Annotated in this window: 14 protein-coding genes; 8 read left to right on the top strand and 6 right to left on the bottom strand. The window is 68.7% G+C overall.

The window, feature by feature from the left end; translation table 11 throughout:
- From ACXJKJ_RS02730 to ACXJKJ_RS02710, 5 genes are all read right to left on the bottom strand, one after another.
- A partial coding sequence (locus ACXJKJ_RS02730; protein ID WP_457389009.1) for a hypothetical protein occupies positions 1-651 on the bottom strand: 651 nt, incomplete at its 3' end.
- The gene (locus ACXJKJ_RS02725) at positions 648-2,747 is read right to left on the bottom strand and encodes a diguanylate cyclase (RefSeq protein ID WP_457320595.1); all 2,100 of its coding nucleotides are present in this window, start codon (positions 2,745-2,747) and stop codon (positions 648-650) included. The genes ACXJKJ_RS02730 and ACXJKJ_RS02725, both read right to left, overlap by 4 nt.
- Positions 2,748-2,869: 122 nt before the next feature.
- Positions 2,870-4,561 carry an ABC transporter ATP-binding protein gene (locus tag ACXJKJ_RS02720; RefSeq protein ID WP_457389007.1) on the bottom strand — a complete coding sequence of 564 codons (1,692 nt, stop codon included), beginning with the start codon at positions 4,559-4,561 and terminating at the stop codon, positions 2,870-2,872.
- Complete coding sequence (locus ACXJKJ_RS02715) at positions 4,558-5,613, bottom strand: ABC transporter permease (protein WP_457389006.1); 1,056 nt, start codon at positions 5,611-5,613, stop codon at positions 4,558-4,560. The genes ACXJKJ_RS02720 and ACXJKJ_RS02715 overlap by 4 nt, the downstream gene beginning before the upstream one ends.
- A complete protein-coding gene (locus tag ACXJKJ_RS02710; RefSeq protein WP_056191624.1) occupies positions 5,610-6,548 on the bottom strand; it encodes an ABC transporter permease in 939 nt (312 codons plus the stop codon). Before ACXJKJ_RS02710 ends, ACXJKJ_RS02715 begins: the two co-directional genes overlap by 4 nt.
- A gap of 143 nt (positions 6,549-6,691) precedes the next feature.
- On the opposite strand from ACXJKJ_RS02710, the gene ACXJKJ_RS02705 reads away from it, so the two are divergent.
- The 8 genes from ACXJKJ_RS02705 to ACXJKJ_RS02670 all read left to right on the top strand — a co-directional run bounded on the left by ACXJKJ_RS02705 (position 6,692) and on the right by ACXJKJ_RS02670 (position 15,839).
- The gene (locus ACXJKJ_RS02705; protein ID WP_457351320.1) at positions 6,692-8,500 is read left to right on the top strand and encodes an ABC transporter substrate-binding protein; all 1,809 of its coding nucleotides are present in this window, start codon (positions 6,692-6,694) and stop codon (positions 8,498-8,500) included.
- Positions 8,500-10,305, top strand: a complete 1,806-nt coding sequence (locus tag ACXJKJ_RS02700; RefSeq protein WP_457389004.1) for an ABC transporter substrate-binding protein — start codon at positions 8,500-8,502, stop codon at positions 10,303-10,305. Before ACXJKJ_RS02705 ends, ACXJKJ_RS02700 begins: the two co-directional genes overlap by 1 nt.
- 105 nt (positions 10,306-10,410) lie before the next feature.
- Complete coding sequence (locus ACXJKJ_RS02695; RefSeq protein ID WP_056191618.1) at positions 10,411-10,740, top strand: PspC domain-containing protein; 330 nt, start codon at positions 10,411-10,413, stop codon at positions 10,738-10,740.
- Between the two features lie 129 nt (positions 10,741-10,869).
- The gene (locus ACXJKJ_RS02690) at positions 10,870-12,474 is read left to right on the top strand and encodes a wax ester/triacylglycerol synthase family O-acyltransferase (RefSeq protein ID WP_457389002.1); all 1,605 of its coding nucleotides are present in this window, start codon (positions 10,870-10,872) and stop codon (positions 12,472-12,474) included.
- Positions 12,475-12,602: 128 nt separating this feature from the next.
- Positions 12,603-13,424, top strand: a complete 822-nt coding sequence (locus ACXJKJ_RS02685) for an esterase/lipase family protein (protein ID WP_457389000.1) — start codon at positions 12,603-12,605, stop codon at positions 13,422-13,424.
- Between the two features lie 76 nt (positions 13,425-13,500).
- On the top strand, positions 13,501-14,268 hold the full coding sequence (locus ACXJKJ_RS02680) for a DUF4184 family protein (RefSeq protein WP_457324301.1): 768 nt from the start codon (positions 13,501-13,503) through the stop codon (positions 14,266-14,268).
- 71 nt (positions 14,269-14,339) lie between these two features.
- Positions 14,340-14,936, top strand: coding sequence for an ATP-dependent Clp protease proteolytic subunit (locus ACXJKJ_RS02675; RefSeq protein WP_056191611.1), 597 nt, complete (start codon positions 14,340-14,342; stop codon positions 14,934-14,936).
- A 6-nt stretch (positions 14,937-14,942) separates the two neighbouring features.
- The gene (locus ACXJKJ_RS02670) at positions 14,943-15,839 is read left to right on the top strand and encodes an alpha/beta fold hydrolase (protein ID WP_457388998.1); all 897 of its coding nucleotides are present in this window, start codon (positions 14,943-14,945) and stop codon (positions 15,837-15,839) included.
- Between the two features lie 5 nt (positions 15,840-15,844).
- On the opposite strand, the gene ACXJKJ_RS02665 is transcribed toward ACXJKJ_RS02670, so the two are convergent.
- The gene (locus ACXJKJ_RS02665) at positions 15,845-16,393 is read right to left on the bottom strand and encodes a hypothetical protein (protein WP_056191608.1); all 549 of its coding nucleotides are present in this window, start codon (positions 16,391-16,393) and stop codon (positions 15,845-15,847) included.
- Between the last annotated feature and the right edge of the window lie 10 nt (positions 16,394-16,403).

The following is a 16,403-nucleotide window of genomic DNA, read 5'->3' as shown; positions in this document are numbered from 1 at the left end:
ACGCAGCTCGGCTCGCGCGGCGTCCATGCGGTCCTGGGCCTGCTGCGCCACCGCCAGCATGCCGTGGCTGAGGGCGGTCAGATGCTTGTCATCGCCGGCACGGGCCAGGGCCAGGGCTCGCCTGATGCTGGCCTCGGCGACGGCGAAGGCGCCCTGGGCGTATTGCTCGCGCTGCAGGATGCGCAGGGCCTCCCAGGCGCTGCGGAAGTCGCAGCCCTGCTCGCGCACGGCGCGCACCTCATCGCCGACGGGGCAGCGTTTGTCCAGGCCAGCCAGGGCCCGGGCAGCCAGGGCCGTGGCGGATCTGCCGGTACGTTCCTGAGCCAGGGCACGCAGCACCCAGCTGCGGTCGACGCCGTCCTCGCGGCCCATCAGTTGCACGGCAACGGCATCGGCCGCCCCGGCCTGGCCGGCGGCCAGCAGCACACGGCCCCGTGCCATCAGCCAGGCGGCCTCGCGCGGCTGACCGGGTTCGGCATGGGTGGGCCAGCGCTGCTGCAGCTCGGCCAGCATGGCCTCGGGCGCATCGAAGGCGCGGCGGGTGATGTTGGCCAGCAGGGTGTCCTCGGCCACCGGGTCGGGCGCCGTGACCGGTGCTGCGGTCGCAAAGCCCGAAGCCAGGATCAGCAGCAGCAACGCAATGGTTCTCATGCGTTGGCCGGCCGGCTGGCGGCGTCGGGATGGAAGCCGCTGTCGGCCGCGCGGGCCGGGCCGCTGAGGGCCTGCAGGCCCACCAGGCCCTCGGCCCAGGCGGCCTCCAGCCGGGCCGTCAATTGCGCCGCGGCCAGGGCGTCCTCGGCATGGATGCGCTCGACGCCATAGGCCTTGTTGCGACCGTGCGCCTTGGCCAGGTACATGACGGTGTCGACGAGGTCGATGGCGCGCTCCCAGGACAGGCGCAGCCCGTGCGGCGCCACCGGCAGGCTGACGAAGCCGATGGAGGCCGTGACAGTCACCTCACGGCCCTCATACAGAACAGGCTTGCTGCCGACCAGGTCGAGCAGACGCTGGGCCAGCTGGTTCGCCAGCATGCCGTCGTGGCTGCGTGCCACGATAAGGAATTCCTCGCCGCCCCAGCGCACGATGAGGTCGTCGTCGCGCACGGCCTGGCGCAGCCGCTCGGCAATCTCGATGAGGACGGTGTCACCGGCGGCATGGCCGAAGCTGTCGTTGATGCGCTTGAAGTGGTCGATGTCGATGAGGAAGAGACTGGCCGCCAGACCCTCGCCGCTGGCCAGGGTCTTGATCGCGGCCTGGAAGTGGCGGCGGTTGGCCAGCCCGGTCAAGGGGTCGGTCTCGCTCTGGCGCTTCAGCGAGGCATTGCTGTGGGCCAGCGCCTCGTTGGTGCGACGCACGCGGCGGAAGGCCTGCCAGAGCAGGCCCAGCGACACCAGCACGCAGCCGCCCATGGCCGACCACAGCGTCAGCGCCAGGTTGCGCTGGTGGACCTGCTCGGCCTTGAGGGCGTTGTCGCGGTTGAGCAGCTCGATGTCGCGCGCACGCTGTTCGGCGTCCTGGCGCTCCTGGGCCTCCAGCAGCAGCTTGCGGGTCTCGTCGCGCAGCACGCGCTCGTCCATGCGGCGATGCTCGCGGTAGGCGGCGATGGCGCCGGCCAGGTCGCCGGCGCGTTCCAGATAACCCGCGAGCTCCTGCCAGCCGGCGGAGGCGTAGGACATGGCGCCCTGCTGTTCGTCCAGCGTGATGCCGGCGCGCACGTCGTCGCGGCCCTCGGCGATGCGGCCCATGGCGATCTTGGCCAGGCCGATGTTGGAGCGGGCGACGCTTTCGGCGCTGATGTTGCGCGTGGCACGTGCCAGCGGCAGCGCCTGCTCGGCGAGTTCCAGCGCCCGCGCCGGGTGGCCCTGGCGCAGGTGATAGTCGGCGAAGTTGGCCAGGCCCAGGGCGCGCACCGAGTCGGCACCAGCGCGCGTGGCCTGTTCCAGCGCATCCGAATTGGCCTGCAGCGTGATGCTGGAGTCACTGTCCTCGGCGTAGACGATGCCACGCATCGTGTAGACCTGGTTCAGCGTCATCGGGTCCGGGTCCTTCTGGGCCTCGGTGAGCGCCTGGCCGATGAGCTGGCGGGCGCGCGCCGGCGTGTCCGCACGGCTGGACGTGAAGGCCAGGTCCACCAGCGTCAACGCCACGCGCCAGGGCCGGCCGATCTGTTCGGCCAGGCGCTGGGCAGCGTGGCCCTGGTTCAGCGACAGGTCGAGTTCACCCGAATCGCTGGCGATGGCCATGAGCTGGTGGTGGTAGCGCCAGCGGAACACGGGCGCGGCGGCATTGAGCTGGGCGGCGTCCACGGCCAGCAGCGTCTTGCGCGCCTCGCGCAGGTCGCCGTGCGAGCGCAGGTATTCGGCGCTGGTGCTGGCGGCTGCGACGGCGGCCGCGGCGCGCAGTTCACCGGCTGGCCAGTCGCGCAGGCGCTGGGTGATCTGGTCGGTCAGCGCCCGGTCGCGTGCATAGGCGGCGAGCAGGCCACGCAGGGCCAGCACGTCCAGCTCGGCGGCGCTGCCGGCTGGCAGCTTTTCGCCGCGGACCCGCAGCTCCTGCTCCAGCGCCGCGGGCTTGGCGCGGGCAGCGCGCTCGATGCGTTCGAGGTCATGGGCCAGGCCTTCGTCCGGCACGTTCGATGCGGCGGAGGCGGGCGCACCGGGACCCTCGCTGGGCGAGCAGGCGCACAGCAATGCCAATGCGGCCAGCGCCGCGCACAGCGTCGATCGTGAAGCCAGGGATTGATGCATCGAAACGGTTGGCGGCCGGGCTTGCCGGGCCGCGCTGCTGATTTCAGCGCGGTTCGGCCTGGCTGTTGCGGATCCCACGTCAGAGACCGTTGAAATTACACGCAACCGTAAGAATCGCCAGGCTAGGCCGGTCGGGCGCCGGGCCCCTGATATCCGCGCGGCACCGCGCCAAGCAGGCGGCGCGTGTAATCCTCACGCGGGGCCTGGATGATCTCGCGCGTGGGTGCCTGCTCGACGACATCGCCGTTCTGCATCACCAGCACCTCGTCGGAGATGAACTTGACGACGGCCAGGTCGTGGCTGATGAAGATGTAGCTCAGGCCAAACTCGTCCTGCAGGTCCTTCAGCAGGTTGAGCGCCTGGGCCTGCACCGATACGTCCAGCGCCGACACCGCCTCGTCGAGCACCAGCACCTCGGGCTGCAGTGTCAGGCAGCGCGCGATGGCGATGCGCTGGCGCTGGCCGCCCGAGAACTCGTGCGGGTACTTGGCCATTGCGCTCTCGTCCAGGCCCACCTTCTTCAACAGGGCGACGGCACGGGCCTCGCGGTCGGCGGTGCTGGTGCCGATGCTGTGGATCTCCATCGGCTCGCGCAGCGTCTGGCCGATGGTGAAGCGCGGGTTCAGCGAGGCATAGGGGTTCTGGAACACGACCTGGATGCGCCGGCGCATCTGCTGCCAGTCGCTTCCGCTCATCTTCAGCAGATCCTTGCCCTCGAACAGCACCTGGCCGCCGGTGGGTTCGTGCAGGCGCAGCAGCGTCAGGCCCATGGTCGTCTTGCCCGAGCCGGACTCGCCAACAACGCCCAGCGTGTGGCCCTTGCGCAGCTTGAAGCTCACACCCTTGACGGCCTTGAACTCGCGCTTGCCGAACAGGCCGTCCTTGAGCCAGAAGCTTTTCTGCAGGCCGGTCACTTCCATGATGACGGGCGCGCTGTCGTCCTTCACCTTCGCGTCGTTGCCGGCCGCGCGGCCGGCGATGTGGTCGTCGATGACCATCAGGCGTGCCGGGTTCTCCGTCAGCGACGGCCGGCAGGCCAGCAGGGCCTTGGTGTAGGCGTCCTGCGGGTCGTTGAAGATCTGCGCCACCGGTGCGTTCTCGCGCACCTGGCCGTGGCGCATGACGACGACCTGGTCCGAGATCTCGCCAACGACGCCGAGGTCGTGGGAGATGAAGAGCAGGCTCATCTTGTGCGATTCCTTGAGCCTAGCCATCAGCTCCATCACCTGGCGCTGGATGGTCACGTCCAGCGCCGTCGTCGGCTCGTCGGCGATCAGCAGCTTCGGGCTGCAGGCCAGGGCCACGGCGATCATCACGCGCTGCTGCTGGCCGCCGGACATCTCGTGCGGATAGGCCCTCAGGCGCCGCTTGGGCTCGGGGATGCCGACCTCGTTGAGCAGCTCCTCGGCACGCACCAGCGCTTGGCGGCGGCTCATGCCCATGTGCTTCATCAGCGGCTCGCGGATCTGCGTGGCCACGTCGAAGACCGGGTTCAGCGAGCTCATCGGGTCCTGGAAGACGCAGGCGATGTCGCGGCCGCGGATGGCCTGCAGATCGCGCAGGGAAGCCTGCAGCAGGTCGCGGCCCTGGAACAGGATGCGCCCTTCGCGCTCGGCGTTGCTGGGCAGCAGGTTGAGCACGGACATCGCCGTCACGCTCTTGCCCGAGCCCGACTCGCCGACCAGCGCCACGGTGCTGTTCTCCGGCACGTCGAAGCTGACGCCTTTGACGGCGAGCGTGCGCTGCATGGCGCCGTTCTGCTTGCCCATGCGAAAGGCGACTTTGAGGTCTTGGATGCTCAGCAGCATGCTCATTCGAGACCTCGCAGCTTGGGGTCGAGGGCGTCGCGCAGCGCGTCGGTGAAGAGGGCAAACGCCGTGACGAAGACGGCCATGCAGGCCGTCACGGCGGCCAGCTGCCACCAATAGCCGAGGATCATTTCGTTCTGTGCCTCGGCCAGCATGGTGCCCCAGGACACCTGGTCGACGCCGACGCCCAGGCCGAGGTAGCTCAGGATGACCTCGCTCTTGATGAAGCTGACGACGTGCAGCGACAGCTGCACCAGCGCCACGTGCGACACATTGGGCAGGATGTGCTTGAACATGCGCGAGGCCTGCGAGGCGCCGATGGCCTCGGCCGAGCGCACGTACTCGCGCACGCGATGCTTCATGAATTCGGCGCGGATGAGGCGGTAGATGCCCGTCCAGCCCGTCAGCGCCAGGATCGAGACGACCGCGCCGACGCCGCGCGGGAAGATGGCCGCGAAAGCGAAGATCAGCAAGATGCTGGGGATGGCGGTGAAGACGTTGTAGACCCACTCCAGCAGGTCGCCGACCTTGCCGCCGAAGAAGCCCGAGATGGCGCCCAGCACGGTGCCGATCAGCGTCGCGACGAGGGCCGCCGCCAGGCCGACGACGATGGACACCTCGGCCCCCTTGATGACCTTGGCCAGCACGTCGCGGCCCAGGCGGTCGCCGCCCAGCGGCAGGGTCTCGGCCCTGGGCGCCTCCTCGGTCTTGAAGGCCTTGGCGCGCTCCGCCCACTCGGCGTAGCGCGGCGCCAGCGGGTCGATGTCGGACAGGTCGACGTTGGGGCCCTTGGGCGTGGCGATGGTGCCGGTGTCTTCCTGCGGCTGGGGCCCGAGCAGCGTGGGCGGCGCGTTGGGCACGCCGACCTCCTGCTGCCAGCCCGAGGCCAGCAGCTTGGTGGCCGCCAGCAGCACCAGGACGAGGAAGGCACCGACGACCCACATCGACACGACGCCGACGCGGTCGGTCTTGAGGCGCCGCCACGCGGCGGCCCAGACGCCGCCGCTCGAAGATTCCGCCGCCCGGACCGGGCCGGAGGAGTTGGACACGGCGCTCATTTGAGAACGACTCGCGGGTCAACGAGCTTGTAGAGCAGGTCCACCACGAGATTGACCGTCATCGTCAGCGCCGCGAGGTAGATGGCGAAGGCCTGGATGACCGGGTAGTCACCGCGGTTGACCGCCAGCAGCAGCTCGCGGCCCAGGCCCGGAATGGAGAAGAACACCTCGATGAGGAAGCTGCCCACCAACACGCCGGGCAGCAGCACGGACACATTGGTCAGGATGGGAATCATCGCGTTGCGCAGCACATGCTTGAGCAGCACCGTGCCCTCGGTCATGCCCTTGGCGCGCGCGGTGCGCACATAGTCGTGGCCGATCTCGTCGAGGAAGAAGCTGCGGTACAGCCGGATCTGCGGCGCCATCGACACGGCCACCGCCACCAGCACCGGCAGCGGCGCGTAGGTGGTCAGGTTGGTCCAGTGGCTGCTCGTCCAGCCCTGCACGGGGAACCAACCCAGGCGGAAGGCGAAAAGGTACTGCGCCAGGATCACGTAGACCAGCAGCGAGATGGACACGGCCACAGTCGTGCAGATCATCACCGTGCGGTCGGTCAGGCTGCCGCGCACGGTCGCCACGGCCAGCGCGAAGGGGATGGCCAGCATCACCTCGAGGATGAGGATGGGCAGCGTCACCGTCAGCGTGGCCGGCAGCCGGGTGGCGAACAGGTTGGCGACCGATTCGTTGGTCGCCCAGCTCTTGCCCCAGTCGAAGCTGACGATCTGCTTGATGAAGATCCACAGCTGCTCCCAGACCGGCTTGTTCAGCCCGAGCTGCTCGCGGATGGACTCGATCTGCTCCGGGCTGGCGTTCAGGCCGCCGAGGATGATGGCCGGGTCGCTGCCGAAGTACTTGAAGAGGAAGAACACCAGCAGCACGACACCGAGCAGGGTCGGGATCATCTGCCACAGGCGTCGGATCAGATAGGCCGCCATTCAGGGCTCCAGAAACCACAAACCCCGCCGTGGGTGCGGGGTTACACGAGAGAACGGGGCGGAGTCTATGCGAGTCACCTTCGGCTTTGCGTTGACGGTTTCACTAGACTCCGCGACTTTCCTGCCACCCCGCGCACGTTGCGATGAAGCTTCCCTCCCTGCTGACCGCCCTGCTGCTGGCCTGCGCTCTCCAAGCTGCCCAGGCCCAGAGTCCGGCACAAGAAAAGGTGCTGCGCTACGCCTTCAAGTCCGCCGAGACCGGGTTTGACCCTGCCCAGATCACCGACACCTACTCCAAGGCGGTCGTGGCGGGCATCCTGGACGCGCCGCTGGAGTACGACTTCGGCGCCCGCCCCTTCAAGCTGCGCCCGGCCACGCTGACGGAGATGCCCGAGATCAGCGCCGACTTCAAGACGCTCACCTTCCGAGTCCAGCCCGGCATCCTCTTCTGCGATGACCCGGCCTTCAAGGGCGCCAAGCGCGAACTGGTCGCGGCCGACTACGTCTACTCGATCAAGCGCCACTACGACCCCAAGCTCAAGAGCGGCAACCTCTACCTGCTGGAGAACGCCAAGATCATGGGCCTGTCGGAGCTGCGCCGCGAGCTCATGAAGGCCAAGAAGCCCTTCGACTACGACCGCGAGGTCGAGGGCCTGAAGGTGCTGGACCGCTACACCTTCCAGGTCAAGCTGGGCGTCGGGGACCCGCGCTTCATCTACCAGTTCAGTGATGCCGGCTTCCTCGGCGCCGTGGCGCGCGAGGTCGTCGAGTTCTACGGCGACAAGATCATGGAGCACCCGGTTGGCACCAATGCCTTCCGGCTGGCCGAATGGCGGCGCAGCTCGCGCATCGTGCTGGAGAAGAACCCGAACTTCCGCGACGTTCGTTACGCCGAGACCACCCCTCCCGAGGCCGACCCGCGCGTGAAGGGCGAGGTGGCGGCGCTGCAGGGCCGCAAGCTGCCGATGGTGGACCGCGTCGAGATCGACATCATCGAGGAGGCGCAACCCCGCTGGCTGGCTTTCCTGCGCGGTGAGTTCGACGTCATCGAGGAGGTGCCGCCCGAGTTCGCCAGCATCGCGATGCCCAACAACCATCTCGCCCCCAATCTCGTCAAGCAGGGCCTGTCCATGACGCGCTACCCGCGCGCCGACGTCGCGGTGTCCTACTTCAACATGGAAGACCCGGTCGTCGGTGGCTATACGCCCGACAAGATCGCGCTGCGCCGCGCCATCAATCTGGCCGTGGACCTGGACAAGGAGATCCGCCTCGTGCGCCGCGGCCAGGCCGTCAAAAGCCAGAACGGCATCCCGGCGGTCGCCTTCGGCCATGACCCGGCAATGAAGACGGAGATGAGCGAGTTCGACCCCGCCAAGGCCAAGGCCCTGCTCGACCTCTACGGCTACACCGACAAGGACGGCGACGGCTGGCGCGACCAGCCCGACGGCAAGCCGCTGTTGCTGGAGTACGCCACTTCGCCCGACAGCACCTTCCGCCAGCTCGCCGAGCAGTGGCAGAAAAACATGGAGGCGCTGGGCGTGCACATGGTCTTCAAGATCGCCAAATGGCCCGAGCAGCTCAAGGCCGCCAACGCCGGCAAGTTGCAGATGTGGGGCGTCGGCTGGGTGGGCACGACGCCCGATGGCGATACCTTCCTGGCGCTGGGTTCCAGCAAGTCCAAAGGCAATGCCAACAAGGCCCGCTTCGATCTGCCTGCCTTCGAAGCCCTCTACGACCGCCAGAAGGCCCTGCCCGACGGCCTCGAGCGCCGGGCTGCCATGCAGGAGGCCCAGCGCCTGATGGTGGCCTACGCACCCTATAAATTCCACGTCCACCGCATCTGGACCGACATGGCCCAGCCCTGGGTGCGCGGCTACAGCCGCAACATCTTCGTGCGCGACTTCTGGAAGTACATCGACGTCGACCGTAGCGCCACGCCCAAGGCCAAGTGATGAAACAACTACTCGCCGCCCTCGCCGCCTGCCTGTCCCTGCTCGTGCCGGCCCAATCGGCACACTCGGCCGAGCCGGTCAAGACGCTGCGCTATGCCTTCAAGATCGCCGAGACCGGCTTCGACCCGCCGCGCCTGGCGGACATCTATTCGCGCAGCATCACCGCCCACATCTTCGAGACGCTGTACGCCTTCGACCCGCTGGCAAGGCCGACGCGGCTGATGCCGCTGATCGCCGTCGGCGAGCCCGAGATCAGCGCCGACTTCCGGACCTTCACGATGAAGGTCAAGCCGGGCATCTACTTCGCCGACGACCCGGCCTTCAAGGGCAAAAAGCGCGAGGTCACGGCCGCGGATTTCGTCTACAGCATCAAGCGCTTTGCCGACCCGGCCACCAACGCCCAGGCCTGGACGAGCTACGAGGACCAGGACATCACCGGCCTGGGCGCGGCGCGCGACAAAGCCCTCAAGACCAAGCAGCCCTTCTCCTACGACACCGAGATCGCTGGCGTGCGCGCGCTGGACCGCTACACGCTGCAGATCAAGACCAATGGCCCGCGTCCGCGTCTGATCGAATCCATCTTTGCCGGCAATGACCTCTACGGCGCGGTGGCCCGCGAGGTGGTCGAGTTCTACGGCGACAAGATCATGGAGCACCCGGTCGGCACCGGCCCCTTCATGCTCAAGGAGTGGCGGCGCAGCTCGCAGATGGTGTTCGAGCGCAACCCCGACTACCGCGAGCGCCACTACGAAGCCCAGCCCGCGCCGGGCGACGCCGAAGCCCAGGCGATCTACGCGCGGTTCAAGGGCCGCCGCATCCCGATGATCGACCGCGTCGTCGTCGATGTCATCGTCGAGAACCAGCCGCGCTGGCTGGCCTTCCTGAACAACGAGCACGACTTCATCGAGAAGGTGCCCGAGGAGTTCATCACCCAGGCCGCGCCGGGCGGCAAGCTCGCACCCAACCTGGCCAAGCGCGGCATGCAGGCCGTGTTCACGCTGGCGCCCGACATGACGCTGACCTGCTTCAACCTCGAAGACCCGGTCATCGGCGGCATGACCCCCGACAAAATCGCGCTGCGCCGTGCGATCTCGCTGGCCTTCGATGTGCGCAAGGAAATCAAGAGCGCGCGCCGCGGCCAAGGGACGCCGGCTCAGGCGCCCATCGTGCCCAACACCAGCGGCTACGACCCCGCGTTCAAGAGCGAGATGAGCGACTACGACCCGGCGCGCGCCAAGGCGCTGCTGGACATGTATGGCTACGTCGACAAGGACGGCGACGGCTGGCGGGACCTGCCCGATGGCAGCCCGCTGATCCTCACGCGCAACACCGAGCCCAACTCGCTCAACCGCGCCATCGACGAGCTGTGGGAGAAGGCCCTGCGCGCCGTTGGCATCCGGCTGCAGGTCAAGATCCAGCAGTGGCCCGAGAACATGAAGGCCGCGCAGGCCGGCAAGTACCAGATGTGGCCGGTGGGCTCGACGGCGGCCTCGTCGGACGGCCAGGAGGCCATGCAGCGCCTCTACGGCCCCGCTTCGGGCACGCAGAACCTGCCGCGCTTCAAGAACGCGCGCTTCGACGAGATCTACGACCGCATGCAGGCCATGCCTGACGGCCCCGAGCGCGAGGCCCTGTTCAAGGAGGCCAAGCGCATCGCCGTGACCTACATGCCCTACAAGGTGCATGCCCACCGCATCCTGACCGACATCGAGCAGCCCTGGATGAGCGGTTTCCGCCGCCCGCTGTTCTGGCAGGACTTCTGGCAGTTCGTGGATATCGATCCCGGCAAACAGCCTGTCCATTGATTTTCGCGGGCGCGTCCCGCAGATTCGACCGACTGTCGCAACACGCTGGCCTGCACGCGCCAGGCCGCTAGGCTTCGTCCCATCAACCCCGAAAGGAGCCCCAAGATGAACGACGCAGAAGAACTCAACAAGCTGGCCGATCTGCATGCACGCGGTGTGCTCAACGACGAGGAGTTCGCCCGCGCCAAGGCCCGCTTGCTCAGCGGCCAGGCCACGGCGAGCCAAGGCAGTGCGGCAGGCCCCAACGTCGGCGCCGTCAACGGCCTGCGCCGCGCCCGCATCGACCGCTGGGTCGGCGGCGTCTGCGGCGGCATCGCCCGCACGACCGGGCTGGATTCCTGGGTCTGGCGCCTGATCTTCACGGTGCTCTTCCTGGCCTTCGGCAGCGGCATACTCCTGTACGTCCTCCTCTGGATCTTCGTGCCGGAGGAATGAAAGAGGCCCTTGGGCCGACGCCTCCAGTGACTGCCACGGAACCGGCTTTGCCGGGCCGTCGGCAGTGCCCCCTTGAGGGGGCGGCCGCAGGCCGTAGGGGGTGGGATAAATACACCAGGAGACAGCCCGATGAAACAGCTCGCCGGCCTCGACGCCAGCTTCCTCTACCTGGAAACGCCGCAGATGCCGATGCATGTCGGCGCGCTGCACCTGCTGGAACTGCCCGTCGGCTACGACGGTGACTACGTCGAAGACCTGCGCGAGCACATGCGGGCTCGCATGCCGCTGCTGCCGGCCCTGCGCCGCCGCCTCGTCGCGATGCCTCTGGGGCTGTCCAACCCGGGCTGGGTGGATGCCGACCCCGATCTCGAGGAGCACATCGTCGAGATCCCGCTCCCTGAAGGCAGCGGCATGGCTGACCTGGAGGCGCAGGTCGGTGCCCTGCACCCCGTGCTGCTGGACCGCAGCCGGCCGCTGTGGAAGTTCCATGTCTTCACTGGCCTGGAGCCGGGCCCCGACGGCCAGCAGCATGTGGCCCTGTACACCCAGCTCCACCACGCCGCCGTGGACGGCCAGGCCGCCGTCGCGCTGGCCCAGGTCATCCTCGACCTGAGCCCGGAGCCGCGTGCCATCGACGCCATCGCCGCCCGCGGCAAAAAGCGCGGCCAGCTCGGCACCGTCGGCATGCTGCGCGCCGCCGTGTCGCAGCAATGGAAGCAGACCGTCAAGCTGGCCCGCTCCCTGCCCAGCGCCGCCAACATCCTCGGCAACATGGCCATGGGCTACGCGGGCGGCGCCGCGGCTGGCGCCTCCATCGACAAGCTGCGCACGCTGCTGGGCGACGTTGCCGCGCAGACGACGGCGGTCGTGCGCGGCAAGACAGCTGTCTCCAGCCTGGGGCCGGCGCCACGCACGCGCTTCAACGTCAGCCTGTCTGACACCCGCTCTTTCTCGGGCGTGACCCTGCCGCTGGCCGAACTGCACCGCACGCGCAAGCGCCACCACGCCAGCGTCAACGACGCGGTGCTCTTCGTCATCGGCGGCGCGCTGCGGCGCTACTTCGCCAAGCATGGCCCGCTGCCGCGCAAGAGCCTGATCGCCGCCGTGCCCGTGTCCACACGCGCTGCCGGCGACACCACGTCCAACAACCAGGCCACCATGACCTTCATGAGCCTGGGCACGCACCTGAGCGACCCGAGCGAGCGCCTGGCCCATGTGATGGCCTCCAGCAAGGCGATGAAGGCGCAGATGAGCCAGCTCAAGAGCCTGATGCCGACCGACTTCCCCTCCTTGGGCATCCCATGGCTGATGCAGGCCGGCGCCATGCTCTACGGCCGCGCCAAGGTGGCCGAGAAGCTGCCCGTCGTCGCCAACGTCGTCATCTCCAACGTGCCCGGGCCGCAGCTGCCGCTGTACCTGGCCGGCGCCAAGATGCTGACCAACTACCCCACGTCGATTGCCGTGCACGGCCTGGCGCTGAACGTGACGGTGCAGACCTACAACCAGTCGCTGGACATCGGCCTGATGGCCTGCGGCGAGGCCTTGCCGGAGACGGCGGAGCTGTCGGCGTACGTCGAGGCGGCGTTCATGGAGTTCCAGGCGCTGCCGGTGGCGGAGGTTGTCGAGCCTGAGCCGGTGCCGGTGGTGAAGAAGGCGCCGGCCAAGAAAGCCCCGGCTAAGAAGGTCGCAGCGAAGAAGGCACCCGCCAAGCGACGAGCAGCCGCTGCGGCCTGATCGCGCATGAGCGGCTCGCCCGCTCATGCGAAGTCACCAACGCGACACCCCAGCCCCGGGCAAGCACGCCCCGGAAACAGGCGACAGCTGGCTAACATCGCGGTGCCTGCCCGATCCCCGCTTTACGCATGCCCGCCTCCCGCTCGCCGCGCTTCTCGCACTGGCACCAGACCCCTACCACCCCTCACCCCGACTGGTCCGACTTGCGCGCACCCAACGCCTGGCTGCTGATGCTGGAGGGCCGCGCGCCCTGGGAGTACGCGGCCCTGCTGGCCACCATGCCGTGGATGAAGAAGCTGCCACATGGCGACGGCCATCCCGTGCTCGTCTTCCCCGGCCTGGGCGCGCACGACTTCACCACGGCACCGCTGCGCGCCATGCTCGACTCGCTGGGCTACGCGACCCAGGGTTGGGGCCAGGGCTTCAACTTCGGCCCACGCGCCGGCGTGCTGGAGCAGACCAAGGCCGACCTCATCGAGCTGCACCGGCGGCACGGCCGCAAGGTCAGCCTGATCGGCTGGAGCCTGGGCGGCATCTATGCCCGCGAGCTGGCCAAGGAATGCCCGGAACTGGCGCGCTGCGTCGTCACGCTGGGCACGCCCTTCACCGGCCATCCGCGCGCCACCAACGCCTGGCGCTTCTTCGAGATGGTCAGTGGCCATGCGTCCAACGACCCGGAGCTGATGGAACAGATCCGCCAGGCACCGCCGGTGCCGACGACCTCCATCTACTCCAAGAGCGATGGCGTCGTCGCCTGGCGCTGCAGCGTCAACGCGCCCTCGCCGCTGGCCGAGAACATCGAGGTGCAGGCCAGCCACATCGGCCTGGGCGTGAACCCGATCGCGCTGTATGCGCTGGCGGACCGCTTGGCACAGCTGGATGGCGAGTGGAAGCCGTTCGAGCCCAAAGGGGCGCGACGGTGGTTCTACAGGACGCCGGTGCGGCCGTAGAACGCCCAGCCACCCGTCGGGCACGCATCGTGCAGCATGCACGACGGTGCTCTTGTGTGCTGTTGACAACCCCACCATGCCCTGGACCTTCGCCCACCCCGCAGCCGTCCTGCCCCTGCGGTCTCTCTGCCCCCGCTGGCTCTCGTTTCCCGGCCTGATCCTGGGGGCCATGGCCCCCGACCTGAGCTACTACGTCGGCATGCACGGCCCCTGGCGCGCCTTCTGCCACACGCCGATGGGGGTCCTGACCGTCTGTCTGCCGGCCGGCCTGCTGTTGTTGGGCCTCATGCTGCGGTGGCCGCGCCCGCTGACCGTGCTGCTGCCCGAGCCTCACCGGTCGTTGGTGCGCGGTGAGCTACAGCCGCCGCCGCGAGCGGCCGTCGCGCGCTGGGCGGTCGCCGTGCTCTCCATCCTGCTCGGCGCGGCAACCCACCTGCTGTGGGACCTCTTCACCCACCCCGTGCCGCCACTCACCGACCTGCTGCCCTGGCTGGCCCAGCCGCTGCTGACCTTCCTGGGCCGGCCGCTGACGGTCGCCCGGCTGCTGCAGCACCTGAGCACCGTGGCCGGCGCGCTGGTCCTTGCCGTCGCCTACGCCCGGGTGGTGCGCCGGCAGCCCGACCGCACGGAAGCGCCGGACCCGCGGCGCGCCCGCGTGCTGTGGGCCTGCCTGGCGGTGGCGCTCGCGGTCGGCGCACAGTCCGCCTGGGCCCTTACGCCCGACACGCTGCCCGGCTACCCGATGCGCCGGCTGGTGCGCACGGTCGTCTGGAGCACCAGTTGCTTCGCCACGCTGTTCGTCATCGGCAGCGTCGCCTGGTGGCGCCGCCTGGGCGACGCCTGACCCTTGAACCCATATTCAACCCGCTCCCGCATCTCGCGGTAAGGTATCGCCCTTAACCCGGACCTCCGACCATGCAACACCACACCCTCGCCGCCGAAGACAAGGCCGCCAAGAAAGACGCTCCCGAGAAGATGGAAGAGCAGCTGCTCTTCAAGGGCCGCTTCGTGATGATCTTTGGCGAGATCGACGACAAGATGGCGCACGCCACCTGCCGCCGGCTGCTGGCCCTGTCGCAGGACTCCGATGCACCGATCACGCTGCTGATCTCTTCCCCTGGCGGCCATGTGGAGAGCGGTGACGCCATCCACGACATGATCCGCTTCGTGCGCGCCCCGGTGAACGTGATCGGTACCGGCTGGGTGGCCAGCGCCGGCACCCACATCTATCTGGCCGTGCCCAAGGAGCGCCGCTTCGCGCTGCCCAACACGCGTTTCATGATCCACCAGCCTGCCGGCGGCGCTGGCGGCCAGGCCAGCGACATCGCCATCCAGGCCAAGGAGATCCTGCGCGCGCGTGAGCGCCTGGCCACCACGATCTCGCGCGAGACCGGCCAGCCGCTGGAGCGCGTGCGCTCAGACATCGAGCGCGACTTCTGGATGAGTACCGAAGAGGCCATCGCCTACGGCCTGGTGTCGCGCGTCATCGAGCGCCAAGTGGACCTGGGCTGACCCGCGATGCGTGTCTCGGCCAACGGCGTGCAGATCGAAGTGGACATCCACGGCCCGGACAACGGCGAGCCCTTGCTGCTGATCATGGGCCTGGGTATGCAGCTCATCGCCTGGCCCGAGGGCTTTGTGGACGAGCTCGTGGCCCGCGGCTTTCGCGTCATCCGCTTCGACAACCGCGACGTCGGGCTGAGCCAGCCCTTCGATGAGCTCGGCACGCCCAATATTCCGATGGCGGCCCTGCTGCACACGCTACGGCTGCCGGTGAAGGCCCCCTACCAGCTCAGCGACCTGGCACGCGACACCGTTGGCGTGATGGACGCACTGGGCATTGCCAAGGCCCATGTCTGCGGTGCGTCCATGGGCGGCATGGTGGCCCAGCATCTGGGTTTTTCGCATGGCCAGCGCCTGAAGAGCCTGACGCTGATGATGACGACCAGCGGCGACCGCAGCGTGCCCAAGGAGAGCCTGAAGGTGCGCCGTGCGCTGCTGTCGCGCCCGCGGCCGGCCACGACGCCGCAGCAGAAGTTCGAGAACGTCCTCGACCACTACGCCAGCCTCTACGGCATCATCGGCAGCCCCGGCTACCCGCCCGAACCCAGCCAGTTGCGCGAGCGCCTCGCGAGCGGCGTGAAGCGGTCCTTCCGGCCTCAGGCAGTCGCTCGCCAGATCGTGGCCGTTGCCGCCGATGTGCACCGCGCCGAGCGGCTGCCACGCATCACGGCGCCCACCCTCATCGTCCACGGTGAGGACGACGCGCTGATCCCGGTCGCCGCGGCGCATGACCTGGCCAAGCGCATTCCCGGCGCGCGGCTGGAAACCATTCCCGGCTGGGGGCACGACCTGCCGGAGGTGCTGTGGCCGCGGCTGGCCGCTGAAATCGCGGCCAATGCGGCCCGGGCCTGAGGGCCTCAGCCCTCGGCGCCGCCCAGCTGCTCAACCGCCTCGTAGGCCCTGACCGCAGCGTCGGCCTCGGCGGCGCGCGCGCTTTTCTCCGCCTGGGCGGCGGCCTTCTCGTCGGCCAGCTTGGCCTCGTAGGCCTGCCGCTCCATCGGGGAGACCGTGCCGTCCTCGTCGGTATCGGCCGGCTCGTACGTCTGGGTGGTGCTGGTGCTGGTGCTGACCGCGGGCGTCTCGCCGCCGGCAGGCGCCGCACCGCCTGCGCCGCCGCCACTGGCATCCGCCGGGGGCGCCTTGGGCGCGCTGGCCTGGCGTTGCTGTGAAGTCACCTGGACGTCGCTGCCATCATCCAGCCGCGCCGGCAGGCCCTGGGCACTGGGCGCCGCCTGGGCGGCCTGAGTGACAGTGCCGGCTCGCTTCGCGCCCTCTACCGAGATATTGACGACCACGGCCCGCTGGCTGCCGCTGTCCAGCTCCTTGGCGGGCTGCTCGGTGCGGTCGACGGAGGCGCCGCCAGTCAGGGAACTGGCCGGGGCTTGGGTGTTGACGGCGGCGACCATGGGCAACTCC

The organism is Roseateles sp. P5_E1 (assembly GCF_054049335.1).
This window is presented reverse-complemented; position numbering and strand designations above follow the sequence as displayed.